We start from the raw sequence: 25,305 nt of genomic DNA, 5'->3' as shown, positions 1-25,305 counted from the left end.
TGTTTGTCCGGGCTAAAGTAAAAGCCGTGTATTTGAACTAAGACTCCCCGCTTTGTCATCCTGAAAGGAACTTGTGGTCAAACTAGACAGACAGTTTTGACTAGGAAGCACAAAGCCTGTACTGCTGAAAGTGAAAGGCTAGAAGAGGTTAGTTTACTTTAGTCTATGTCATGGTGAATTAGTCCCAAATCTCTGAGCTTCTTCTTAAACTGCGGATCTTTGGTGTTCACTAATTTAGTTTTAATGCCTTTCCCTATTCCGTAGATGAACGGTCCCGGTCTTTTGCTCCAGCCAATTCCAAAAGGACAAGGTGGGTACCCTGCTCTCCTTCCTGTTATTCTCAAAATATTTTCCCTTGATTCTGGTTTCTCAATGACTAAGTCCACACAGGGGTAAATCTCTTCTTCAGAAACAAAAACCCTGTCTGCTATTGCATAAACAATGTTTTCTCTGCCAGTAGTAATGGTTCGGTCATAAGATGTCCATTCAAATGCTAGCTCATGGTCGCTAAAACTTTTACCCGCATGTACTTCGGCATAAAGAATTAGCTCGCTTAAAGTCTTATCTACAAATGCTTGGAAGTCCTCAAGAGACATATTGAATACTTTGTATAGCTCCCAGCTATGAGCAAACGCTACTACAGCTGGCCCACAAGTTCCTTTCAGGATGACAAAAGAGAGTTAAAGAAAGGAGCCGAAGCTTAGATTTTCCGTTTTCGGGCTGTTTTCACCAAAACAGCCCGAAAACGAGAGTATGAGATTACTCCTCTGCCATGGCTTCTTCCAGCTCAGACAAGGTGGCGGCGCTGGGAGCGGCTTTATAAATTAAGGTAGAGCAGTTCTCTGGTCTGAGGACTTCCTGGGCCTGTTGGTAGAGGTCTTCGGCGGTGACGGACTGGACACGGCTGGCTTCCTCGTTGACGTAGTTGGGGTTGCCCATCAGTTTGCCGTAGGCCAGGTTCATGGCGCGGTTCAGGAGCTCAATCTCAGAGAAGACAATAGAGGTCTCGGCCTTGTTTTTGACTTTCTGCAACTCGTCCTCAGCTACGTGGTGGGCGCGTACCTGGGCTACAATTTCCTCTACCGCGGCATTGGCCTGGTATGGGTCTACGCCCACGTTCAATTTGCCTTGGATGATGAGCAGGCCGGGTTCCAGAGAGCCCGTTACAAACGCCCCGATGGAGTTGAGCAGCTTCTGCTCTTTCACCAGCTCATTATAGAGCCTGGACGAGTTGCCGTTGCCCAAAATGTCGCTTAGTAAATCGGCGGCGTGGTAATGCGGGCTGGTGCGGCCGGGCATGTGGTAGGCTTTGTAAAGCGCGGTCAAGGGCACATCGGCTTCCATTTCTAACAGGCGGGCTTCGGTCTGGCGCGGCTCTAGGGGCAGGTTACGCTCATACTTCACGCCTCCCGGTATCGGTCCGAACCATTTTTCCGTCAACTCCTTCGCGCGTTCAAACGTGATGTTGCCGGCCACCACCAGAATGGCGTTGGCCGGCGAGTAGTGCTTTTTGAAAAAGGCACGCACGTCATCCATCACGGCGTTCTCAATGTGACTGATTTCCTTGCCGATGGTCGCCCATTTGTAAGGGTGGTGCTGGTAGGCCAACGGACGAAGCTTCAACCAAATGTCGCCGTACGGTTGGTTTAAGTAGTTCTGCTTGAATTCCTCTACTACCACTTTGCGCTGTACCTCTAAGCCGTTCTCACTGAAGGCCAGGTCCAGCATGCGGTCAGACTCCAGCCAGAAACCGGTCTCTATGTTCTGGGCCGGTACCGTCAAATAGTAATTGGTAATGTCTGGACTGGTGAAGGCGTTGTTCTCGCCGCCGGCCTGTTGCAGGGGCTCGTCGTAGCTGGGAATGTTCACCGAGCCACTGAACATGAGGTGCTCAAACAAGTGCGCAAACCCAGTGTGGGTTTCCACTTCGTCCCGGGAGCCTACGTTGTACAACACGTTTAAAACCGCCAGTGGCGTGGTAGGGTCCTCATGCACCAGGCACTGAAGACCGTTATCTAAGGTAAATTCTTTGAATTGAATCATAGGGATGCTCTTTTTAGGCGAAGCCAATACGTAGTAACGAGCCCGTGCCGCGGGTGTTGCCGATGGGCTGGTTTCGTTTTTGGCCTGGTTTCTGGAAACGAGCCCAGAAACAGTAAAAGTAAAAATAAGATCAGGAATATTTCCGTGTGACTGGGATTGCCTTAAATTTACACGTTCAGAATGTTGTAATCCGCCATGAATTTCAATAGAAAAGACTATACCGACGATGATTTACTGATGTTGTACCGCGGCATCCTCAAACCAAGAATGATTGAGGAGAAGATGCTGATTCTACTGCGTCAGGGGAAAGTGAGCAAGTGGTTCTCGGGCATCGGGCAAGAGGCTATCTCGGTGGGCTCTACCTTGGCCCTGGAGCCAGACGAGTACATTCTGCCCTTGCACCGCAACCTGGGCGTGTTCACCTGCCGTCAGATTCCGTTGGACAGGTTGTTCGCGCAGTTCCAGGGTAAGCGCACCGGTTTCACCAAAGGCCGGGACCGTTCCTTCCACTTCGGGACCAATGAGCACCACATTGTAGGCATGATTTCGCACCTGGGCCCGCAGTTGGCTGTGGCAGACGGTATTGCCCTGGCAGACCTGTTGGACAAGCGCGAGAAAGTAACCGTGGTATACAGCGGGGATGGCGGCGCCAGCGAAGGAGACTTCCATGAGGCCCTGAACGTGGCCGCCGTGTGGGGCCTGCCGGTCATCTTCATTATTGAGAACAACGGTTATGGACTGTCTACGCCTAGCAACGAGCAGTTCAAGTGCCAATACTTTATAGACAAAGGCCCGGCCTATGGCATGGACGCCTTGCAGATAGACGGCAACAACGTGCTAGAAGTCTATGACACTGTGCGTCAGGCCGCCTACAGCATCAGAAAGAATCCGCGCCCCATGCTCATTGAGGCGATGACCTTCAGAATGCGCGGACACGAGGAAGCATCCGGAACCAAATACGTGCCGCAGGAGCTGTTTGAGCGCTGGGCGAAGAAGGACCCGGTAGAGAACTTTGAGAAGTACCTGCTGGATGAAAAGGTGTTAACGCCTAAGTCACTGGCCGCGGTTAGAGAAGAAATTAGAGCCGAGATAGAGCAAGGTTTAGAAACTGCGTTCAATACGCCAATGCCGGTCGCGGACCCTAAAGAGGAGTTAGCTGACATGTACGCGCCGTTCATCCAGACGGTCATGACGCCCAAGGACAGCGCCCGCACTGATAAGCGCTTCGTGGATGCTATCTCAGATGGTTTAAAGCAGAGTTTGGAGCGCTACCCAGAGTTGGTGGTGATGGGCCAGGACATCGCGGAATACGGTGGCGTCTTCAAAGTCACCGAGGGCTTCGTGGAGAAGTTTGGGAAGGAGCGCATCCGTAACACGCCATTGTGCGAGAGTGCCATTCTAGGTGTGGGTCTGGGCATGTCCATTAAGAAAAAGAAGTCGGTGGTGGAGATGCAGTTTGCAGACTTCGTGACCTCAGGCTTTAACCAAGTGGTGAACAACCTGGCCAAGACGCATTACCGCTGGGGCCAGAACGCCGATGTGGTGGTGCGCATGCCTACGGGTGCCGGGGCCGCCGCGGGTCCGTTCCACAGCCAAAGCAATGAAGCTTGGTTCTTCCATACGCCGGGCTTGAAGATTGTGTACCCAAGTACGCCGTATGACGCCAAAGGCCTTTTGAATGCCGCCATTGAAGACCCGAATCCGGTCATGTATTTTGAGCACAAGATGCTGTACCGCTCACTCACAGAATCTATCCCGGATGATTATTACACCGTAGAAATCGGTCGCGCCAGACTGGCTCAGGAAGGAACCGACTTGTCTATCATTACCTACGGCATGGGCGTACACTGGGCGAAGCAGTTGCTGGCCACCATGCCAGACGCCAGCGTAGACGTTTTGGATTTGCGTACCCTATTGCCTTGGGACAAAGAAGCGGTGCGCCAGACCGTGGCCAAAACCGGCCGCGTATTGGTCTTGCATGAAGATACTATCACGGGCGGCATTGGCGCCGAGATTGCCGCTTGGATATCGGAGCATTGCTTTGAGCAGTTGGATGGACCAGTAGTACGCGTGGGCGGTCTGGATACTGCTATTCCGTTTGCGCCGCCGCTGGAGCAGGAGTTCTTGCCTGTCAAGCGCTTACGAGAGAAAGTAGAGCATCTGCTTAACTTCTAACCTTTCCGTTTTTGGCCTGTTTTGATGAAAACAGGCCAAAAACGATTCACAATATCCGTGGCTGGGCTGTATTACGTATACTCTTTGATTGTGCCGTTATGAATCTAAAAGACAGATTGTGGATGTTCCTGCTGGTGGCAGGAATTGTGATGAGTAGCTGTAACTCTGGCAGGATTCCCTGCCCAGACGTGACGGGTAAAAAAAGCCTGAATCCCTTGGCCATGTTCAAGCCAAAAGAACCCACCCCAGAGGACCAGGCCAAAGAAGGAACAGACATTGGCGGCCGTAACATGGAGTTTGGCGCCAAGGACGGATTGCTCAAGAAGAAGAAAGTGAAGATGCCAGGTGCCAAGAAGAAACAGAAGGTAGTAGTCAAATTTGGCAAAGGACCCAGTAGTAAAAATTAACCCCCAATTTCATGAAACAATCTTTACACTTCTTTCTTTTTACGGGGATGTTGGGCGTGTTTTTGCTGCTATCTACGACGGCCAACGCGCAGGTGGAGCATAAGTCCCGTAACCAGCAACGCCAAGAGGTACGTAAGAGTCTACGCGAGGCCCAGAAGGTAGAGTCTGAGTACAGCGAGTCTCATTTGAATCTGGCCAACCACAGCTTTAAAGACGGCGAAAGCTCGCGCAAGCGATCAAAGAAGAAGGAGGCCCGTGATAAAATGGAGATCAAGGAGGACGGCACCGCCGCCAAGCCAGACGTTCCTGTTAAAAAACGTAAGAAGGCTAAGAAGAAGTAAAGGTTGAACCCCCACGTTAGATTAGAGTGTATGGAATGGAATTCATTGACCAGCCAAGAACAGCTGGCCCAGATAAGAGAAGAGTCTAAAACACAACCAGTAGTTATTTTCAAGCATAGTACTACTTGTTCCATTAGTGCCACGGCCAAAAGCCGGCTGGAGCGCCAGTGGGGTGACAGTGGGTTAGCCCAGGTGAAACCGTATTACCTGGATTTGTTAAGCTATAGACCTATCTCTAACCAGATAGCAGAAGAGTTTAGCGTGCGTCATGAGTCCCCGCAGTTGCTGTTGATTAAAGACGGGCAGGTGCAGTACCATGGTTCTCATTTAGGCATTAACCTGCAAGAAGTTAAGAAACATTCAGCGTAGACAATACTATCCGTTTTTGGCCCGTTTTACAGCAAATAGGCCAAAAACGGAAATTAATTGCTGCCGTTAAGGAGAAAGTAGTCCTTGTCATTCAAGGGAGAAAGGCTTCACAGCTGCTATTGTCTGAAAGCCTGGCCTTGGGTCTGTTTTAGAGGTGCTTATATTTTAGTAGTTTTAACAAAATTTAGCCTTTTTGCCCGTGCGCAAATATCTACTCATCCTTTTGGCCTGTATCTGCTTTCCTTGTTCGTGGGCCTTTGGTCAGAACGTAGAGGAAGAGGAGACCTACACCCGTGAGTTTACTTACGGCATCAACTTCAACTCCAACGGCGGCCTTATTGGTGGTCTCATGATCAAGTCTGCCTACCACCTAACCAACAACTGGTACCAATTCTGGGCGATTGAAGGCGTTGAGGTGAAACACCCCAAGGAATATAGATACCAGAATGTGAACACCGGGGCGAATTTTGTCTTCGGCAAAAGCAATTATTTCTTTGTGCTTCGTCCAGAGTATGGCCGGGAGTATACCTTCTTTAAAAAAGCCGCCGAGTCTGGCGTGCAGGTAAACGGGATTGCGGCCATTGGGCCTTCCATTGGCATTCAGGCGCCCTATTACATTGACTATGACCGTAGCCGGTATGTCTATAACCCGCAGACCAGAACCTATTACCGCACCGGCGAAATGATTGTGGCCTCAGAACCCTATGATCCCGCCATCCATAATGACGCCTTGATTCTGGGTAGTTCTGGTCCTTTCAAAGGCCTGGGTGACCCAACATTCAAAGTGGGCGCGCACGTAAAGGCGGGTGTCAGTTTTGAGTACGGGCGCTATATGGAGAGTGTGACTGGCATTGAGGTGGGCATGGTGTATGAGGCTTTTACAGACAAGATTCCTATCATTCCAGTGGCAGAGCAGAGCAGTCATTTCACGTCTGTGTACTTAACCTTGTATTACGGACGCCGCCGTTGAACAATTCGGCCACCTCGGCTGTTTTTTGTCTATCCGCTCCACGCTTAGTACCTTTGCCCCATGGATCAATTGATTGCATTGCCCGTTATACAACCGGCAGAAGCTCAGACAAAAAACCGCAAACCAGACTGGCTTCGTGTAAAACTGCCCGTGGGCAAAGAATACGCGAAAGTGCGCCAACTGGTAGATACCTATAAACTGCATACCATCTGTGAGAGCGGCAACTGTCCTAACATGGGCGAGTGCTGGGGAGCCGGCACGGCCACGTTCATGATCTTGGGCAATGTGTGTACCCGTTCCTGTTCTTTCTGCGCGGTGGCCACGGGTCGTCCCAATGAGTATGACTTGGATGAGCCGCGCCGCGTGGCCGAGGCCATTCAACTTATGGGCGTAAAGCATGCCGTGATCACCTCTGTGAACCGTGACGAGTTGAAAGACCGCGGCGCCAGCGTGTGGCATGAGACTATTGTGCAAATCAAGAAGCTTTCGCCAGAGACTACCATTGAGACCCTTATTCCAGACGTGAAAGCAAACTGGGAGGCCTTGGAGGTGATGATCTCAGCGGGACAGGAAGTAGTTTCCCATAACGTGGAGACCGTGCAGAGCTTGTACCGCCGGGTGCGTCCGCAAGCCAAGTATGAGCGAAGCCTGGAGCAGTTGCGCCGCATCAAGGAATACGGCAAGCGTTCCAAGACCGGGATCATGTTGGGTCTAGGCGAAACCCAGGAAGAAGTCTACCAAGCCATGGATGACTTGGCCGCTGTTGGGCTGGATATCTTGACGCTGGGCCAATACCTGCAGCCTACCAAGATGCACTTAGAGGTAGCCGAGTTCATCCACCCGGATTTGTTTGCGCATTATAAGGAAGAAGGCCTTAGACGGGGCATCAAGTATGTAGAGTCCGGGCCGCTGGTTCGTTCTTCTTACCACGCAGAGCGTCACGTGCACGTATAATCTTTTTAAAACTGAATTTCTTCAAAAGCCTCGCAACCCTGCGAGGCTTTTTTCGTTTAGGGCTCTGGTGCTTTTCCAAGCTTCTGTGGCTATTCCCCTAAAACCTATTCCATCAGCATGAATTCCAGATTTTGCATAAAACTCATATAGTGGTTTTAAGCCTGGTTCTGTGTGTCTGGATGAGTTGAAATAGGTAGCTGTGCCTAGGAGATGAGAGCAGCCTTGAATATTGAAGAATTTATATATAACTTATTGATAATTAAATTATTTGTTTCACTTAAGTGATGGAGAGAGGGTAATGGGAAGATAAGTGGTAGGAAGTAGTTTTAAATAACCACCTTTGAGGTGCTTTGGGGTATTTGCATCTTTTTTATACCTCGAAACCTTTGGTTTGGCAGAGAGTACACGTAAGGACTCATATATTAATATGACTATATACGGTTAAGTTTATTTTGATAATAGTTTAGTTGGTCGCATGAAGAAAATTTTACACCTAATAGCAGCACTGTTTGCTATTTCAATTTCAACGAACGCACAAACTCAGAACGCCCCAGGTTTAGGGGCGGCACAGGAGTTTGCCGTGTTGGCCAGTGGCTCTGTGGTAAACACAGGTAGCACGCTGGTGTATGCAGATTTGGGTACCTCCCCCGGTAACGTGATTCTTGGTTTCCCTCCCGGGATTGTGCTGGGTGAGATTAGACCTGGTGGGGTAGAGCCTGCCGCTGCGCAGGTAGACGCCCGCAAAGCCTATGACTTCCTAGCCACGCTAACCCCCACCAGTAACATGACGGGTCAGCAGTTGGGTAAGGGTTTCTCCAGAACCCCTGAGGCAGTAGCCGGTACCGTATTGGGGCCTGGCGTTTACCGTTTTGACGGTGACGCTCGCCTAAAAGGCCAGTTGCGCCTAGACGGCAAGGGAAATCCTAACGCTGTGTTTGTGATCCAGGTCAACGGAGACTTGATTGTAGATGAGGGCTCAGTTATCTCGGTACAAAACGGCGCGCAACCTAAGAACATCTTCTTTAGAGTAACCGGCAACGTAGTGGTGGGTAACCAAGGATTGGTTGGTACCTCTTCGGCCTTGAAGGGCAACGTGCTGGTTCAAAACAACATAACTTTAAGCAACGGTACCACGCATGAAGGACGTCTTTTGTCTTTGGGTGGCAACGTGGTTTTAAACAACAATACGGTCTTCCTTCCGCTTATTGTAGAGACAGACTTAGCCATTACCAAAACCGCAGACAGATCTGAGGTAGCCGTTGGTGATACCATTACTTATACCATCACCGTAAGAAACCAAGGGCCAGATGACGCTACCGGTGTTCAGGTGGTAGAGACCTTGCCTTCTTCCCTGGCATTTATTGACTATACGTCGTTCCGGGACAATGTGCCGGCTACTTTTGCTTACAATGCCACTACCAGCACCTTCACAATTGGTAACCTTGCCTTTGGCGAGACCGCTACCATTAAATTGAGAGTGCGTGTGTTATCCTCTGGTAACTTGGTGAACCGTGTACGCGTGATTGGCAATGAGCCAGATCCAGATAAAGACGATGATGAAGACGAGGAGCCGGTAGTAGTACCTGGCGTAGTAACCGACCTTCAGACCATTAAGACGGTAGACAAGACCCGCGCCAACGTAGGCGATGCCTTGACCTATACCATTGTGGCCCGTAACAACGGACCAAACGCCGCCACGGGTGTTATCATTAGAGACGTGTTGCCAATTGGTCAAATCAACATCACTGGCCAGACGTCCACCAACGGAACCAACTTGGATATCACTACCGGAGTTTGGACCATCGGGAACTTGGCCAGCGGCCAGTCAGTGACCCTGACCATCAATGCCACAATCACCGGCACTGGTACCATTGTCAACACCGCTATCATTAGAGGAAACCAGGCAGACCAACAGCCTGCCAATAACACCTCAACGGTGGTAACAGTAGTAACCCCAGGCGTTGGGCCGGGTGCCATGGCAGATTTGCAAGTGCAAAAAACGGTAAACAAAACCCGCGCTAGCGTAGGCGATGCCCTAGTCTATACCGTGACGGCTCGCAACCTAGGTCCTGACAACGCAACTGGTGTAACCGTAAGAGATGTGTTGCCGCTTTCTCAGATTGACCTGGTAGGCAATGTGACGGTTTCTACCGGTACGTATAATGCCACTACCGGCATCTGGACCATTGGCAACCTAGCGGTTGGTCAGACGGCTACATTAACCGTTAACAGTACCATTAAAGCCAACGGAGTCATTGTAAACACGGCTGTGATTAGTGGTGATCAATTAGATGAGCGCCCAGAAAGCAATACCTCTACCGTGATTACAGTGGTAGGTGCTGGCCCAGAAGTGCCAACAGTCTTTACAGATTTACAGGTTGTAAAAACAGTAGATAAGACAAGAGCCAACATTGGAGACGCCCTGGTATACAATGTAACGGTTCGTAACAACGGTCCTAACAATGCTACCAATGTATTTGTGGTAGACGTACTGCCAACCAATCAATTGGATATTGTAGGCCAGGTGACGGTATCTGTGGGTACTTACAACGCGGCCACTGGGGTTTGGACTATTGGCGCCTTGGCCAACGGACAGACGGCCACCCTGCGTGTGAATGCTACTATCAAAACCGCTGGTACTATTGTCAACACGGCCATTGTAAGAGGCAATGAGGCAGACCAACAGCCAGTAAACAATACTTCTACCGTGATTACCATTGTAGGTGAGACGCCTGGTCCAGGAACGTCCACTGATTTAGAGGCTATCAAAACGGTAAACAGAACCCGCGCTAGCGTAGGTGATGCTTTGACCTATACAGTAACAGCCCGTAACAACGGACCTAACGCTGCTACAGGAGTCATCATTAGAGATGTGTTGCCATTGGCGCAGATCAACGTGGTGGGTACCATCACACCTTCGGCTGGAACGTACAACGCGACTACTGGTATATGGACCATTGGCAACCTGGCAGCAGGACAGTCAGTGACCATGACCGTGAATGCCACTATCAAAGCCACCGGCACTATTGTAAACACCGCTATCATCTCTGGCAATGAGCCAGACTTGCAACCGGCCAACAATACGGCAACGGTAGTAACCGTGGTAGGAGACGGCACCGGCAACCCAACCACTTCTGCTGACTTGCAGGTGGTAAAAGCCGTTGACAAGACCCGCGCCAACGTAGGTGATGCACTTCGCTACACTATCACAGCGCGTAACTTGGGGCCAAACACTGCCACTGGGGTGAAAATCACAGATGTGTTGCCAGTTGCGCAGATAGACCTAGTTGGCGCCGTAACGGTTTCGACGGGTACCTATAATGCCACTACCGGCATCTGGACCATCGGGAATTTGGGAGTAGGACAGACTGAAACCATGACGGTGAATGCCACCATTAAAACAACTGGTACCATCATCAACACGGCCATCATTTCTGGTGACCAGGTAGATGAACGTCCAGAAAGCAATACCTCTACCGTAATTACCATTGTAGGTGGCGGAACGGGTAACCCAACCGAAGCCACTGACCTAGAAGTAGTGAAAGCCGTTGACAAAACCCGCGCCAACGTGGGTGATGCGCTACGCTATGATGTAACCATCAAGAACAATGGGCCTAGCAGTGCTACTGGCGTATTAGTAGTAGATGTGTTGCCATTGGGTCAATTAACTTTAGTAGGGACTCCAACCGTGAGCAAGGGTACCTACAATGTGGCCAATGGTGTTTGGACGGTAGGAAATCTAGCCAGCGGCGAGACTGCCACCTTTACGGTAAACTCTACCATCACAACAGCTGGTACTATCGTGAACACGGCCACCATCAGGGGCAATGAGGCAGACCAAACGCCTGGCAACAACAGCTCTACCGTGATTACCGTGGTAGGTGCCACAGGTGCAGGCGTAGCCAACTTAGGCATCTCTAAATCAGTGGACAAAGGAGACGTGACGTTAGGGGAGCAAGTAGTGTTTACCCTACGTGCCACCAACGCTGGTCCTAGTGACGCCACTGGCGTGAAAGTAACAGATGTGCTGCCAGCAGGACTTGACTATGTGAGCGCTTCTACTTCTGTAGGAACTGTTGCCTTCAATGAAGCTAATAGAACCATCACATGGTCAATAGGAAACATTGCAAGAAACCAGGCAGATGTCGTTCTTACTATTACCGCAAAAACCTCATTGGTGGGTAAATTGAGAAACGTAGCCGTGATTGACGGAGATCAAGTGGATCCAGATGAAGATGATGACGATGATGACGCAGAAGTGTGTGTGCGTCCATTGGCACCAATCGTGAACAATCCTACCGCTTGTGTGGGCGGTAACGCTACCTTCACCTTCACGGCCACTGGAACTACACAGTATGAGGTAACTGGACTTCCTGGAGTGACCAATCCAGTGACAGTAACGGGTGGTGCTTATACAGTGTCAATTGCAACTCTAAGTGCTGGTAGTTACACGATAACCTTTAAAGCAATAGGTAGTTGCGCGAGCAGCTTGCCATCTACTGCCACGTTGACGGTAAGTGCGCTTCCTGGTAAGCTTGGTCAGATCACGGCTTCTAGCCCAACGCTTTGCGTAAATGTAGCCATCAGATACAGCGTGACGCCAGTAACTGGAGCCACCAGCTACATCTGGACAGTGCCAGCCGGCTGGAGATTAACTGGAACCACCACGGGCAACGGTCCTTTCACTACCACAGCGCCTGAGATTGAATTGATCCCAAGCACTACTAAAGGAGAAATCACCGTGAAAGCGTCTAATAACTGTGGAACCAGCGAGGCTTCTATCCTAGCGGTAGAGCCAGGTGCTACGCCAGCCACCCCGGTGATTATAAACGAGAGCGGTCCATGTACTGATTTGATCTACAGAGTGGCTGGAGTTACAGGAGAAACTTATACCTGGACTGTCTCTGGAGACATTAAGTTCAAAGGTACAACTGCTACTTCTGTGGAAGGTACAACGGTAACGCTTGAAGGTACTAGTGCTGACGCTAAAACCGGAACGCTTACGGTAACTGCTACTAACGGAGGCGCCTGTGGCAATGCAGTAGCTTCAGTGACAGTAGATGCCACGGCTCCAGGAAGCCTCTTCATCCCGAACGTGTTCACTCCAAACGGAGACGGCGTGAATGACTTCTGGGTGATCCGCAACTTGGAGAAATTCCCAGACAATGACTTGGCTATCTACAACCGTTGGGGCAATGAGGTGTTCAAGACCCGTGGTTATAACAATACTTGGCAAGCCGCTGGTCTAGAGGAAGCTACTTACTTCTATGTACTGCGTGTGAGAGGCTGTAACGGCGACGAGCAAGTGTACAGAGGACCAGTACAGGTAGTTCGCTAAGCCTAGCACTAGACATAATCCTAATTTCAAAAAGAGATATGAAACGAATTCTAATACTGATCATGACGATGCTGGCCACAGGAAACCTGTGGGCCCAGCACCGTCCCCAGTACTCACAATACATTTTTAACCAGCTGGTAATCAATCCAGCGTACGCAGGTGCTAAAGAAAACCTTACCTTGAATGCTTTCCACCGGCAACAGTGGGCAGGCTTGGAAGGCGCTCCCAACACCCAGTCCTTCAGTATTGATGGCCTGACTAAAAACAAGCGCATTGGCTTGGGATTCCATGCCACCCGTGATGAAATCTTTGCACAGAATCGCAAGAACTTCATCGTAGATGCTTCTGTCAAACTGCCTGTGAGCGCAGACGGCGTGATTAGTGTAGGTTTAGGTGCCGGGGTGTCACATTACGCAGTTGATGCCAACAAGTACAACGTAGACGGTGACCCTACTTTGATCAACCAGAAGGAAACCACCTTCAGCCCAGATTTGAACCTGGGTATTTTCTACCATACAGAGCGCTTCTATGCTGGGGTGTCTGTGACAGACCTTTTAGGAATTGATAAAGACATCAACTATGACCCAGAGAGACATTACTTCTTCACGGCTGGGTATGTGGCTGACCTAGGCGACAACATTAAGTTCAAGCCGAGCTTCATGCTCAAGGACAACTTTGATGGACCGTCTAACGTGGACTTCAACTTCTTCTTCTTGTTCAAGGAGCGCATTTGGTTGGGTACTTCTTACCGCACGGGCATCAACATCTTCAAAAACGACTTTGAGGCAAAAGGCCTGAACCACAGAGACGCCATTGTAGCCATGACAGACATTTACTTAACCCAACGTCTGCGGTTAGGCTATGCTTATGACTACACCCTGCACAGTAATTTGAATGACCTCTCTACCCATGAAATATCTGTTGGATACACGTTCCTGCGCATGCAGCCTACCAAGATGGTAACGCCACGTTATTTCTAATTTAAAATTTGAATTGACTATGATCAATAAATACAAATCTTTATCACTGGCTCTTCTTCTGGCAGGCGGTTTAGTGGTGGGTGGCTGTAATTCTACCCGCAAAGCTGACTTGCATTATGAGAACTTTGATTACACCCTTGCTATTGAAGAGTATAAAGAAGCCTTTGCCTCTAGAGAGCCAAACCTAGTAGGGGCACAGCGCCTAGCTGACTCTTACCGCCTGACGGGCCGCACCAAAGAAGCGGAGGAGTGGTACGCCAAAGTGGTGGCCATGCCAGAGGCAGACCCCATCAACATCTATTACTATGCCGAGGCCCTGCGGAGCAACGGTAAGTACTTTGAGGCCAAGACCCAGTACCAGAACTACGCCATGAAAGTGCCCGCCGAGGCCGCCAAAGCCAATGCCAAGGCCAACGCCTCTGACGCTGCTTTAAAGCTGTTAGAAGAACCGGTATCTGCCATTGTGGTGAATGAAACTGCCATCAATTCTGGTAACGCAGACTTCAGCCCGACGGTGTATGAAAACGGTATCATCTTCGCCTCTGACCGCGGTGGCCCTAAAAGCAACGACAAGGATGTAGACGCAGGCACCTACGGCTGGACCGGAAGACCTTACTTACAGATGTTCTATGCAGAGCGCAACCAGGACAGCACCTGGCAGTTGCCTACCATGGCTAGCGAGTCGTTGAACTCTTTGTACCATGACGGCCCAGCCGTGTTGGACAGCTCTAACTCCACCATCTATTTCACCCGTACCCACATGGTAGAGGTGAAAAACAAGAACGTGAACGTGGATCCTACCAGCTGGGTGAAGAAACCAATGACCAATGATCACGTGAACCGCCTGGAGATTTTCTCGGCTACGCGCAGCGACAGTGGTGCTGCCGGCACCTGGTCTGCTCCAAAGGCCTTTCCTTACAACAAGGTGAGTGAATACAGCGTGGGTCACCCGGCCTTGTCACCGGATGGTAAGACCATGTACTTTGTTTCTGACAAGCCCGGCGGGTTCGGTGAAACTGACATCTATTACTCAGAGCTTCAGGCAGACGGTAATTGGGGACAACCGGTAAACGCTGGTAACACCATTAATACGGTGGGTAAGGAGATGTTCCCGTCGTTTGACAGATCTGGGTACTTCTACTTCTCTTCAGACACGCATCCGGGCTTTGGTGGTCTGGACGTGTTCAGAGCCCAAGGAAGCCGCGCCAGCTGGACCAAGCCACAGAACTTGAGAAATCCCATTAATTCACCTAAAGACGATTTCGGGATGACGTTCATGCGCAACGTGGAGAAGAGTGAGACCGTTGGGTATCTTTCTTCTAACCGTGACAGCAACAACGGCACAGATGACATCTACAGCTTTAAAATGCTGAGCAACGCGGTGCTGCTGGTGACTACCTTAGAAAGAGTCTCTCTGCCTAGCAAGCGCACCACTACCCAGCCGTTGTCAGATGTACAGTTGAAACTGGCCATCAAAGGTTCTACAGATACTACTGCCGCTTTCACCAATCTTAATGGTGAGTATGCGTACGGTGTCATGAAAGGCAATGTATATGAATTGGCTGGTCAAAAATTTGGCTACCTGAAGCAATCCGCTACGGTTTCTATTGACACGACCAGCCTGGCAGACACCACCCGCGTGACCTTGATCTTTGATAAGAGCAAAGCCAACGTGGCCATTGCCCTGGAGAACATCTACTATGACCTGGACAAGTGGAACATTAGACCAGATGCCGCATTGGAGCTAGATAAGCTGGTGCGTATTCTACAGGATAACCCGAGCATCAAAATCGAGCTAGGTTCCCACACAGATGCCCGCGAAGGCCTAGGCTACAACATGTTGCTGTCTGAGCGCAGAGCCCAGTCGGCGGTGGAGTACCTGGTTAGCAAGGGTATTCCTAGAAACCGCCTCAGCTGGAAAGGCTACGGCGAGACGCGTCTTAGAAACGGTTGCGCTGATGGGGTAGAATGTACCGAGGAGCAGCATCAGATGAACCGCCGCACTGAGTTCAAAATCAAATAAATTCTTCTTGTTGATCCAATTCTATAAAAGCCACCCTTTTGGGGTGGCTTTTTGTTTTACGTCCGTTTTTGGCCTGTTTTCCAGAAAATAGGCCAAAAACGGAAGCTGTTAAAAAAGCCCTAGCTTGTTGGGCTAGGGCTTTTTAAGTGAAACCAAGTTTCTAATACTGGCTAGAGGACACTTGGTCATTACTAGTCTTAGGCGGGAACTTGGCCAAAATCTGGGTAATGACGGCTTGGACTTTTTCTTGGGTCAAGGATCTCTCGCCGCCAGTGGTTTGCCCGGTGCCGCGCCATACCAGTTCATTGCTTTGGGCGTCCACAATATCCAAAATAATAGTACCCGCCTGGTATTCTTGCACGGTGGTATTATTGTATAGCCTGTTGTAGGTGTAGGCATAGCGGTAACCGTACCAGTACCCATACCCTATGGTAGGAATACTTATATAGTCTGGCCGAATGCGCTGCACATTCTCAATACTCACATCATAGGCCAAAAGCATGTCTGTTTTTTGTGAGCCGGCAGCTAGCTGAAAGCCTCGGCGGGCCATTTCACTTTCTACCGCAGTCTTCACCCGCTTGTCTAAGAACGTACTGTATTTACGGGTAGAATCACTTTTTGCCACAGGTTGGTCTTGGTACCAGCGCCAGGTACGGTATTGCGCAAAATTGGTGTTCTTCTCATAATCTGAGGAGACATGGATGGAAGGAGCACAGCCTGCAAAGCCTAAGATCAAAAGGCTCATGCTTAACCCCATCAAATACGTAAGGATGCTGTTTGGTGAGTTCATCTTGTTCTGGATTTGTATGTAGAATAAACAACGTCTCAGTCTCTATTGCACAGGGAGTCAAATACTTATATTATACGTTTTTGGGAATATAGTAGCCCTCTGGATTATAGAGACTTGCTAGGAGGTGAAGTGCAGACTATTCCTGTCACATAGCGTTTGTCTATTCCTTAGCGGCGTTGCTGTGTCTTATACAAGTGAAGAAACTATCTGCATGACTATTGTGAAAAGCAGATAGGTGGCCGTTTTTTGGCTGTTTTCCAAGAATTAGCCTAAAAACGAAAACGCCCGCTGCGGTGAGGCAACGGGCGTTTTCTGTAAGGAATACTTAAAATGGTGATTACACCGCGGTCATAGGCTGGTCTTGCTCATTATAGGCTTCTACCGGGGCACAGCTACAAATCAAGTTACGGTCACCGTAAGCACTGTCTACGCGGCTCACGGTTGGCCAGAACTTAGCAATTCTGGTATACGGCACTGGATACACTGCTTTCTCTCTGGAGTACGGCAAGGTCCAGTTCTCTACCAGGGCAATGTGCGCCGGGTGAGGAGCGTTTTTCAACACGTTCACCTTCTGATCGGCTTTGCCTTCTTCAATCTCAGTGATTTCTGCTCTGATAGAAATCATGGCTTCGCAGAAACGGTCTAGCTCTGCTTTGCTTTCGCTCTCAGTAGGCTCTACCATCAAGGTTCCGGCCACTGGGAAAGATACTGTTGGCGCATGGAAGCCATAGTCCATCAAACGCTTGGCAATGTCTTCTACCTCAACACCCACTTTTTTGAAGGCGCGGCAGTCTAAGATCATTTCATGAGCGCAACGGCCGTTGGTACCTACGTACAATACTGGGTAGTGCGGCTCCAGACGGGCTTTGATGTAGTTAGCATTTAGGATGGCAATCTTGGTGGCCTCTGTCAAACCTTCGCCGCCCATCATGGCAATATAGGCATAAGAAATTGGCAGGATGCTGGCGCTTCCCCAAGGTGCGGCAGAAACGGCATTGATAGCCTCTGGTCTACCCAAATCTACCACCGCGTGGCCTGGCAGGTACGGAGCTAAGTCAGCCACTACGCCAATTGGGCCAACGCCTGGTCCACCACCACCGTGCGGAATACAGAAGGTCTTGTGCAGGTTCAAGTGGCACACATCCGCGCCAATGTTACCCGGCGAGGTCAAGCCCACCTGGGCGTTCATGTTGGCACCGTCCATATACACACGGCCACCGTACGTATGGATAATCTCACAAATTTCAAGGATGCTTTCCTCATACACGCCGTGGGTAGAAGGATAGGTCACCATTAGGCAAGATAGATCGTCTTTGTGCTGCTCGGCTTTCGCTTTCAAATCAGCTACGTCAATGTTACCGCGCTCATCGCACTTCACAATCACCACTTTCATTCCGGCCATCACCGCAGAGGCCGGGTTGGTGCCGTGTGCCGAAGATGGGATCAACGAGATGTTACGGTGATGATCACCGCGCGCCTCATGGTAGGCTCTGATTACCATCAGACCGGCGTACTCGCCTTGGGCACCTGAGTTTGGCTGCAGAGAAACAGCGGCAAAACCAGTCACCTCGCATAGCCACGCTTCCAGATCTTCAAAGATTTGGGCGTAGCCTTTGGCTTGGTCTACTGGGGCAAAAGGGTGCAAAGAGCCAATCTCTGGCCAGGTCACCGGAATCATCTCGGCGGTGGCGTTCAGTTTCATGGTGCAAGAACCCAACGGAATCATGCCGTGCGTCAAAGAGAAGTCTTTGTTCTCCAGGTACTTCATGTAGCGCAGGATTTCGCTTTCTGAGTGGTACTTGTTGAACACCTCGTGCTGCAGGTAAGAAGACGTTCTGATCAATGACTCTGGCCACTGAATGTCTACTTGCTCAGGCAATTCGGTCATCTCCAGCTCAGCGGCTGGTTTTCCGGCTACTTTTGAGAAAACAGCCAAAATCGCTTTCACATCCTCTAAGTCTGTATTCTGATTAAGAGAGATGCCTATGTTATGAGAATCTGCGAAGTAGCGGAAGTTGATCTCAGATGCCTCTGATTCTTGCTTGATGGCATTTTGCAACTCAGCGCTCTCCACTCTAATCTGTAGGGTGTCAAAGTAGTTGTCGTTGATCTGCTCAAAGCCCAGACGCTCCAAGCCTTTCTCCAAGATTTGGGTCAGGCTGTGGATGTTGAGGCCAATGTATTTTAAGCGACGCGGTCCATGGTACACGGCGTACATACCGGCCATCACGGCCAATAATACCTGCGCGGTACAGATGTTAGACGTGGCTTTCTCTCTTCTAATGTGCTGCTCACGCGTCTGCAAGGCCATACGGTAAGCTTTGTTGCCGTGCGCGTCCACAGAAACCCCAATTATACGGCCCGGGATGGAACGCTTGTACTCTTCTTTAGTGGCAAAGAAACCAGCGTGCGGTCCGCCGTAGCCCATAGGTACACCAAAACGTTGCGAAGAACCTACGACTACATCGGCACCCATTTCACCGGGGGCTTTCAACAAGGTCAAGCTCATCAAGTCAGCGGCTACGGCCACTAACATATCCTGGGCGTGTGCCTGAGAGATGAAGTCTGTGTAGTCAAATACCTCTCCATTGGCGGCCGGGTATTGTACCAAGGCCCCGAAGATGGTGTCATCTTCCAGGTTCACGTCCAGGTGGTCGCCTACAATCAGTTCAATGTTTAATGGCGTGGCGCGCGTAATCAACACATCTAAGGTCTGCGGCAATACCTGGTCAGAGACAAAGAAGCGGGTGGCATTCTTTCTGGAGCCTTTGCGTAACGCATAGAGCATGTTCATGGCCTCAGCAGCAGCCGTAGCCTCATCCAGCAAAGACGCGTTGGCAATCTCTACGCCGGTCAACTCAATCACCAGGGTTTGGTAATTAATCAACGCCTCCAAGCGGCCCTGGGCAATCTCGGCTTGATACGGCGTATAAGCGGTGTACCAACCTGGGTTCTCCAGGATGTTGCGCTGGATGACCGGAGGCAAGATGGTGTCATTATAGCCCAAGCCAATGTATGACTTGTACAGTTTGTTCTGCTTGGCAATCTGAGAGAACTTGCGCAAGAAGTCGCGCTCCGTTAAGGCAGATGGCAGGTTTAAGGGTTGTTTTAGTCTGATGGCCGCGGGTACGGTCTCATCAATGAGCTGATCCAAAGAATCTGCACCAATTACTTGCAACATCTCCTGAATTTGGTCTTTCACAGGGCCGTTGTGGCGTTCTTTGAAGATGTCTGCTGGTTTGGTCTTAAATATCATGTGAGGTATATTAAGAGTAGAAATGGAATCTTGTTATCTGAAAAACAGCCGTCAGGCTCAAATCATTACACAAAAGTAAAGCTTAAAATTCAGTAATTACACCCAGACCTCCTAAATTGCAGAGACAGCGCGCCGTCTTTGGCCTGTTTGCGACGTTCTTTTTTGATTTGCACCTTAAACCTGGAGTAGAATTCCATTTGCAGCATATGACTAAAGTAAAGCTTGGCATTTTAAGAGAGGGCAAAATGCCCGTTGACAAACGCGTTCCCCTTTCTCCTAAAAAATGTCTGCAGGTATTGCAGGAATTCCCCAATGCGCAATTAGTGGTGCAGCCCAGCCCGCACCGGTGCTTCAAGGACCAAGAGTACACAGACCTGGGCATTCCGCTGCGCGAAGACCTGACCAACTGTGATGTGCTGTTTGGCGTCAAGGAGGTGCCGGTAGACCAACTCATCCCGCATAAAACCTACTTCTTCTTTTCACATACCATCAAGAAACAACCTCATAACCAGAAACTACTGCATGCGGTTTTAGAAAAAGGCATTACGCTCATTGACTATGAGCTCATCACCAATGACCACGGCGAGCGCGAAGTGGCTTTTGGACGATGGGCCGGCATTGTGGGCGCCTACAACGGGCTGCTCACCTATGGCAAGAAGTGGAACCTGTTTGACCTGAAGCCCGCGCACCAGTGCGTGGACATGATGGACATGGAGGAGGAGTTCTTCAAGGTGAAGTTTTTGCCCAACATTAAGATTGCCGTGACGGGCGGCGGCAGGGTGGCCTTTGGCGCCATTGAGGTGTTGCAGCGCATGGGCTTGCGGCAAGTGACCGTGGCTGAGTATTTGAATGAGGAGTTCGCGGAGCCGGTGTTTGCGCAGCTGCGTTCCTCAGACTATCACGCCAAACCTGGTTCAGACACCTGGGACTCTCAGGATTTTTACCACAACCCGCAGCTGTACCAGTCCACCTTCTCTAAGTTTGCCAAGGTCACCGATTTGCTCATGGTCTGCGCCTACTGGAACCCGGCCGCTCCGGTGCTCTTCACTGAGGAAGACATGCGCGACCCAGATTTCAAGATCAACACCATTGCCGACATTAGCTGTGATGTAGATGGCCCCGTGCCGAGTACCAAACGCGCGTCTACCATTGCAGAGCCGGCCTATGATTACAACCCCTGGACTCAGAAAGAGGAGCCGGCCTATAGCTCTACCAAGAATATCACGGTGATGGCGGTAGACAACCTGCCCTGTGAGCTGCCCAGAAACGCTTCTGTGGATTTTGGACGGCAGTTAATAGCCCACATCATGCCCGCCTTGATCAATGGTGATACCCACGGAGTGCTAGAAAGGGCTACTATCGCCAAGAACGGCGTCCTAACGGAAAGGTACCAGTACCTGCATGACTATGCCATGGGCACGCTGGAGCAAAAATAAAGGGAAGAAAAGCTACAAAGAATAGGCATCGGCCATGGCAATGGCTTCCTCAGGCGCGTGCTTCTTTTTGGCAAACCACTTAAGGGCGGCGGCAATGTCATCTACATACTTCAACTTGAAATTAAGCGAGGTATAAGAGGCGTATACCATGTGCTGCAGGCTTAGTTGCTCGGCGTTCTGGTCAGATTCCAGCACTGCCACTTTCTTTAGGGAAGACTGCAACACCTTGGGGATAAACTCATACGCCACCCAGTCATAGTCTTGCAACGGCATGGGCCGTAGGTCTTGTATGTTGTACACGCAGTATAGCAGCTGAGAGCTGTTGATGAGCTGCAATGCCCGCTCCAGGGTTTCTCTAAAAACGGCACTCGCAACTACCCCCGTCCATTGCAAATGCAATATCTTTTGGTCTAAATCTTGGGAGATGGTGGCAGAAGGAGATGTGTAGGTAACAGTCACGTAATGTCTACGCTAAGGATTAATCTAATAGCAGGGGACGCACAAAGGTAGAACGAAAGTCTTTATATGGCACTATTCTTTCAAATAATATAATTTAATAATTTTTTAAGTTGAGTTGTAAGTGACTAATACTTAGGCTTTAAACAAGATTTTCTAGCAAGAAAATTGGGTGATATAAAAATACTGTTTTTCCTATGTTTTATGTACCAACCTTGTTTTGGCGTAAAGCACACGTTTCTGTTTTTAGCCTAGTTTCCAGAAAACAGGCCAATAGCAAAGCTCTGGTTGCAAATGTTTATTCAGCTGGTGATTGCCTATAGGGAAACGTAAGAATAAGCTAGACACAAAATACGGCAGAGGAATTATCGCCCATGTCATTTTAAGAATTGATCGTTTTTGGAAAAGAATAGAGATGAGGCAGCTAGGGAAAGGCCTTGACCAATTGTTGGGTGGCTACCCAGTTAAAAACAGAAAGCCCCGAAGACATTTCTTCGGGGCTTTCTGTTAACGTTTTTCCCTAAGGGGATTATTGGTCTTTCTTGTCAGCTACGCCGTCATCTACTGTAGTGTCTTGTACAGTAATGGTGTCTCTGCTTTCAAGGGTGTTGTCTATGTCATTACCAGCTTCGTTGGCCGCATCGCCCATTTCATCGCCGGCGGTTTCTACTGTTTCTTCTGCTTTGTCAGCGGTTTTAGATTCACAAGAAGCAAATCCAAACGATAGCGCTACTAAGGCCGCTGCCGCTACTCTGGTTACTTTTTTCATAGTCTCTGTTTATTGGTTTTGGAATGGGTATACGTGAAGCCTCTCAGAAAGATTAAGAAAGTGCTACACATTGAAAATCAGAACCTTTCTCAACTCCGGTTTTGGCCTGTTTTCCAGAAAGTAAGCCAAAAACCATGGCAGGGATTCCCGCTATGCGTTTCATTCTACAACCACGCCAAACATCTTGTTTAGAGGAAATTCGCCTTGGTTAAAAAGCTAGGACTTTAAGCGGGCATGAGCTGGCTTTGCTTGTAGAGGCCGTCCAGGGGTTGCTTGCCAATTCTTAGGCCGTAGTAGGCCGCGTCTTCAGAGATGTTCCAGATAATGTCAGTGATCTGGGCCATCATGCCTTTGGGCTGGTTGGCAGGCCGTACAAACTCCCCGAAGGTGAAGGGCAACGGATGAATAGTCGAGTAAAAGTCTGGACGCACTTTGAACTCCTCGTCTGCGTAGCGCAGCAGGTACCAGCCGTTCAACTCACTCACCTTCTCAAATACTTTGTTGTGAGGCTCCAGAACCTCAAACTCGCGGCGGTTGGCTGGGTGGATGGCGGCATACCCGTACCCCGGAAACCACGGATAAACTCCAAACTCCTGAGACTTCTTTGGCATTGTTTCTTAATCTTTACGGTACCCAAATTTCCTTCTTAAGAAGAAAACAAGGACAATGAGGGTTCCCAGAACCAACAGGGTGATTCCGGTTTTAAGGTCAGTATCTGATGAAATCTCATAGCCGGGAGCATGGGCCAACACCCAGAAAATGACATTCAAGATCACCAGCACAAACAGAATAGCCAATAGGGTGTTGAACAGGGCTCTCATGGCGCTTTTTTCTATTTACAGCACAATACCCATGGCTGCGGCAGTTTGCAGGACAATCTCACGGGCGTAGTTTTTCTGAATGACCAAGTCTCCGGTCTGGCTGTAGTGCGTGATGATGCTTTGGTCCAAGAGCAGCGGCGTGGCATAGGCACCATAGGCATCTATGAGGGCTTTCTGCACCAGGCATATCTGGTCTTTGCGGGCCTCAGTCTCTGGGGTCTTAAACCGCGGCGGGTACGGGCTGGACGGCAAACGGTTAGAAATCTGACGCTTCTTGGCTTCTTGCAGCGCGCCATTGATGATGCGTTGTAGTTGCGCCTCATAGCGGTCCTGCTGCAAACGGCCATGAACGCCGCGCGTATGGTGCAGCCACTCGTTCAAGTTGCCTTCTGGGTTGTTGAGCAAGGCCATGAGCGCAGCCGTATTGATGACCTGACCCGCCGGAATGTTCCATTTCTGAGCCAGCTCATCCCTAAAGTCATAGATAGGCTTCAAGATAAACTGCTGCAAGTACGTGAGGCGCTGCGGAAACTTGATTTTTAAGTGCGGGTCTGCCGGAACAGAGAACACGATAGATTCCAAGAGCTTGTCTTCCTCTGCCAGCCAATGCAGACGGCCCAGTTCTGCCACTTTGCCTAGCATTTTGTCTTTGAGCAGGTGCAGGTGCAGCACGTCCAGGGTGGCGTACTCCAGCTGGCGTTTGGTCAAGGGACGCAGGGTCCAATTGCTCATCTGCTGCGACTTGTCCAGGTTCAAGCCCAGTTCTTCTTCTAGCAGCGTGCCCAGGGCGGCTTTGGCGTAGTTGAGGATTTTGGCGGCCACGGCGGTGTCCACCAGGTTGTGTACCTGGCAGCCCAGCATGCTCAACAGCATGAGGTCATTGTTGGCGTGGTGGAAAATCTTGATGATGGCCGGGTCTTCCAGCACCTGCCAGAGCGGCTGCAGGTTTTCAATAGCAAAAGGGTCTATCAAAAAGCAAGCCTGCCCGTCAGAGATCTGGATAAGGCAGAGCGTGAAGCCGTACGTATAATGGTGTTGGTCAAATTCAAGGTCTAACGCCAGTTCTGCTTGCTGGCTTAGATAGACCGCTGCCTCAGACAAGGCCTCTTCCGTTTCCACCAAATATACTGGTCTGCCCTCTAAGACAAATGCAGGTTGATTCATAACTCTCAAATGTACCAAAGATTTGGCATTTGCTTGACGTGCAAGGCAAAGACAACGTTGTGGTTTTTGAGGTATTTTCCAGAAAATAAGCCAAAAACGCCGGCCCCGCCTGTAAAAGATGGCAAGACCGGCGTTCCTGGCGCTTTTGAGGGATCTGCTATTCTAAAAGAAAACTCACTTCTACTGAGGAACTGATGATGATCTGGCCCGCGGCCAGGGTAGGACCTCCGGCATCACCGGCCATGGACTCGGCCATCATGCGCTGGTTGGCCATCTTCCCGAAGATGGGCATGGGGCCCTGTCCGCCGCCTTCATTGATGTTGTACACGCGGCCAATCTTGGCGCCCAAGTCGCCGGCCAGCAGCGTGGCTTTCTGTTTGGCCTGCTGCACGGCTTTGCGTCTGGCTTCTTCTTGGTACTTGAGTAATTGGCTGCTGGTGTAGAAAATACCGTCCACGCGGTTGGCGCCTGCTTTGTAAGTGCCGGCCATCACCTCGTCAAACTTGTCCAGCTTTTCTAGAGTCACAGAAAGCGTACGGGTGGCCATGTAAAATTGCGGGGTGCTTTGGCCGTACTCGCCGGTGTACATGGGCTGTAGGGACAGGTACGCCGTCTGGATGTTCTTTTCCTCTATACCGCTCTTTTTGAGGTAGGCAATAAGGGCGGCGGTGCGCTGGTCGGCTACTTTACGGGCCTCTTCCAGGGTTTTCTCGCGCACTTCCACACCCACGTTAAAGGTGATCTGGTCTGGTCTTACTTTCACCTCGCCGGTGCCGGTCACGGTCACCAAGGGTGGTAGTTGGCTTTGGGCCTGGCTCTGGAAAGAAAACAAGGAGAGCAAGGCGAAGCTTAAAAGGGGAAGGAGCTTTTTCATAGATGTAATTTTAGGTTTCAAGGGCAAACACAAGGACCATGCCGAACTGCCTTTACCCGCAGGTACAACGCAAGTAACCAAGCCTTGGTGTATTTACGCAGGTTTGATTTGTATCTTTGCGGTCTGTACGTTTTATCTT

General features: G+C 50.1%; 20 protein-coding genes. 10 read left to right on the top strand and 10 right to left on the bottom strand.

What is annotated here, in order from left to right; genetic code table 11:
• Positions 1 to 158: 158 nt before the first annotated feature.
• The gene (locus TH61_RS04675; protein ID WP_066506465.1) at positions 159 to 596 is read right to left on the bottom strand and encodes a hypothetical protein; all 438 of its coding nucleotides are present in this window, start codon (positions 594 to 596) and stop codon (positions 159 to 161) included.
• A 163-nt stretch (positions 597 to 759) separates the two neighbouring features.
• Positions 760 to 2,043 (bottom strand): pitrilysin family protein, encoded by a 1,284-nt coding sequence (locus TH61_RS04670; RefSeq protein ID WP_066506463.1) that lies wholly within the window; start codon positions 2,041 to 2,043, stop codon positions 760 to 762.
• A gap of 195 nt (positions 2,044 to 2,238) precedes the next feature.
• On the opposite strand from TH61_RS04670, the gene TH61_RS04665 reads away from it, so the two are divergent.
• From TH61_RS04665 to TH61_RS18450, 9 genes are all read left to right on the top strand, one after another.
• Positions 2,239 to 4,218, top strand: a complete 1,980-nt coding sequence (locus tag TH61_RS04665) for a thiamine pyrophosphate-dependent enzyme (RefSeq protein ID WP_066506460.1) — start codon at positions 2,239 to 2,241, stop codon at positions 4,216 to 4,218.
• A gap of 98 nt (positions 4,219 to 4,316) precedes the next feature.
• Complete coding sequence (locus tag TH61_RS04660; RefSeq protein ID WP_157600554.1) at positions 4,317 to 4,625, top strand: hypothetical protein; 309 nt, start codon at positions 4,317 to 4,319, stop codon at positions 4,623 to 4,625.
• Positions 4,626 to 4,636: 11 nt separating this feature from the next.
• A complete protein-coding gene (locus tag TH61_RS04655; RefSeq protein ID WP_066506454.1) occupies positions 4,637 to 4,966 on the top strand; it encodes a hypothetical protein in 330 nt (109 codons plus the stop codon).
• Between the two features lie 30 nt (positions 4,967 to 4,996).
• Positions 4,997 to 5,335 (top strand): bacillithiol system redox-active protein YtxJ, encoded by a 339-nt coding sequence (gene ytxJ, locus TH61_RS04650; RefSeq protein ID WP_066506451.1) that lies wholly within the window; start codon positions 4,997 to 4,999, stop codon positions 5,333 to 5,335.
• 199 nt (positions 5,336 to 5,534) lie between these two features.
• Positions 5,535 to 6,305, top strand: coding sequence for a hypothetical protein (locus tag TH61_RS04645; protein ID WP_157600552.1), 771 nt, complete (start codon positions 5,535 to 5,537; stop codon positions 6,303 to 6,305).
• 69 nt (positions 6,306 to 6,374) lie between these two features.
• Positions 6,375 to 7,259: a lipoyl synthase gene (lipA, locus tag TH61_RS04640; RefSeq protein ID WP_066512527.1), complete on the top strand. Its 885-nt coding sequence runs from the start codon at positions 6,375 to 6,377 to the stop codon at positions 7,257 to 7,259.
• Between the two features lie 475 nt (positions 7,260 to 7,734).
• Entirely contained in the window at positions 7,735 to 12,597 is a 4,863-nt protein-coding gene (locus tag TH61_RS04635) for an ice-binding family protein (RefSeq protein WP_066506446.1), read from the top strand.
• Positions 12,598 to 12,635: 38 nt separating this feature from the next.
• The gene (locus tag TH61_RS04630) at positions 12,636 to 13,577 is read left to right on the top strand and encodes a type IX secretion system membrane protein PorP/SprF (RefSeq protein WP_071887777.1); all 942 of its coding nucleotides are present in this window, start codon (positions 12,636 to 12,638) and stop codon (positions 13,575 to 13,577) included.
• Between the two features lie 19 nt (positions 13,578 to 13,596).
• Positions 13,597 to 15,600, top strand: a complete 2,004-nt coding sequence (locus TH61_RS18450; RefSeq protein ID WP_066506443.1) for an OmpA family protein — start codon at positions 13,597 to 13,599, stop codon at positions 15,598 to 15,600.
• A 160-nt stretch (positions 15,601 to 15,760) separates the two neighbouring features.
• Here TH61_RS18450 and TH61_RS04620 read toward each other — a convergent pair whose 3' ends face one another.
• On the bottom strand, positions 15,761 to 16,390 hold the full coding sequence (locus TH61_RS04620) for a DUF4136 domain-containing protein (RefSeq protein WP_066506436.1): 630 nt from the start codon (positions 16,388 to 16,390) through the stop codon (positions 15,761 to 15,763).
• Positions 16,391 to 16,727: 337 nt separating this feature from the next.
• On the bottom strand, positions 16,728 to 19,646 hold the full coding sequence (gene gcvP / locus TH61_RS04615) for an aminomethyl-transferring glycine dehydrogenase (protein ID WP_066506434.1): 2,919 nt from the start codon (positions 19,644 to 19,646) through the stop codon (positions 16,728 to 16,730).
• 206 nt (positions 19,647 to 19,852) lie between these two features.
• Between gcvP and TH61_RS04610 the strand changes: the two genes are divergently transcribed.
• Positions 19,853 to 21,082 carry an NAD(P)-dependent oxidoreductase gene (locus TH61_RS04610; protein WP_066512525.1) on the top strand — a complete coding sequence of 410 codons (1,230 nt, stop codon included), beginning with the start codon at positions 19,853 to 19,855 and terminating at the stop codon, positions 21,080 to 21,082.
• Between the two features lie 12 nt (positions 21,083 to 21,094).
• Here the strand turns inward: TH61_RS04610 and TH61_RS04605 are convergent, their stop codons facing one another.
• The 6 genes from TH61_RS04605 to TH61_RS04580 all read right to left on the bottom strand — a co-directional run bounded on the left by TH61_RS04605 (position 21,095) and on the right by TH61_RS04580 (position 25,166).
• Positions 21,095 to 21,541 carry a hypothetical protein gene (locus TH61_RS04605; RefSeq protein ID WP_066506432.1) on the bottom strand — a complete coding sequence of 149 codons (447 nt, stop codon included), beginning with the start codon at positions 21,539 to 21,541 and terminating at the stop codon, positions 21,095 to 21,097.
• 526 nt (positions 21,542 to 22,067) lie between these two features.
• Positions 22,068 to 22,307 (bottom strand): hypothetical protein, encoded by a 240-nt coding sequence (locus TH61_RS04600; RefSeq protein WP_066506430.1) that lies wholly within the window; start codon positions 22,305 to 22,307, stop codon positions 22,068 to 22,070.
• A 224-nt stretch (positions 22,308 to 22,531) separates the two neighbouring features.
• Positions 22,532 to 22,918 carry a hypothetical protein gene (locus TH61_RS04595; protein ID WP_066506428.1) on the bottom strand — a complete coding sequence of 129 codons (387 nt, stop codon included), beginning with the start codon at positions 22,916 to 22,918 and terminating at the stop codon, positions 22,532 to 22,534.
• Positions 22,919 to 22,924: 6 nt separating this feature from the next.
• Positions 22,925 to 23,128, bottom strand: a complete 204-nt coding sequence (locus TH61_RS04590) for a hypothetical protein (RefSeq protein ID WP_066506420.1) — start codon at positions 23,126 to 23,128, stop codon at positions 22,925 to 22,927.
• 15 nt (positions 23,129 to 23,143) lie between these two features.
• Positions 23,144 to 24,292, bottom strand: coding sequence for a ribonuclease D (locus tag TH61_RS04585; protein ID WP_066506417.1), 1,149 nt, complete (start codon positions 24,290 to 24,292; stop codon positions 23,144 to 23,146).
• Between the two features lie 157 nt (positions 24,293 to 24,449).
• The gene (locus TH61_RS04580; protein WP_066506415.1) at positions 24,450 to 25,166 is read right to left on the bottom strand and encodes an SIMPL domain-containing protein; all 717 of its coding nucleotides are present in this window, start codon (positions 25,164 to 25,166) and stop codon (positions 24,450 to 24,452) included.
• Between the last annotated feature and the right edge of the window lie 139 nt (positions 25,167 to 25,305).

Origin of the sequence: Rufibacter sp. DG15C, from assembly GCF_001577755.1 — a bacterium.
GTDB lineage: Bacteria > Bacteroidota > Bacteroidia > Cytophagales > Hymenobacteraceae > Nibribacter.
This window is presented reverse-complemented; position numbering and strand designations above follow the sequence as displayed.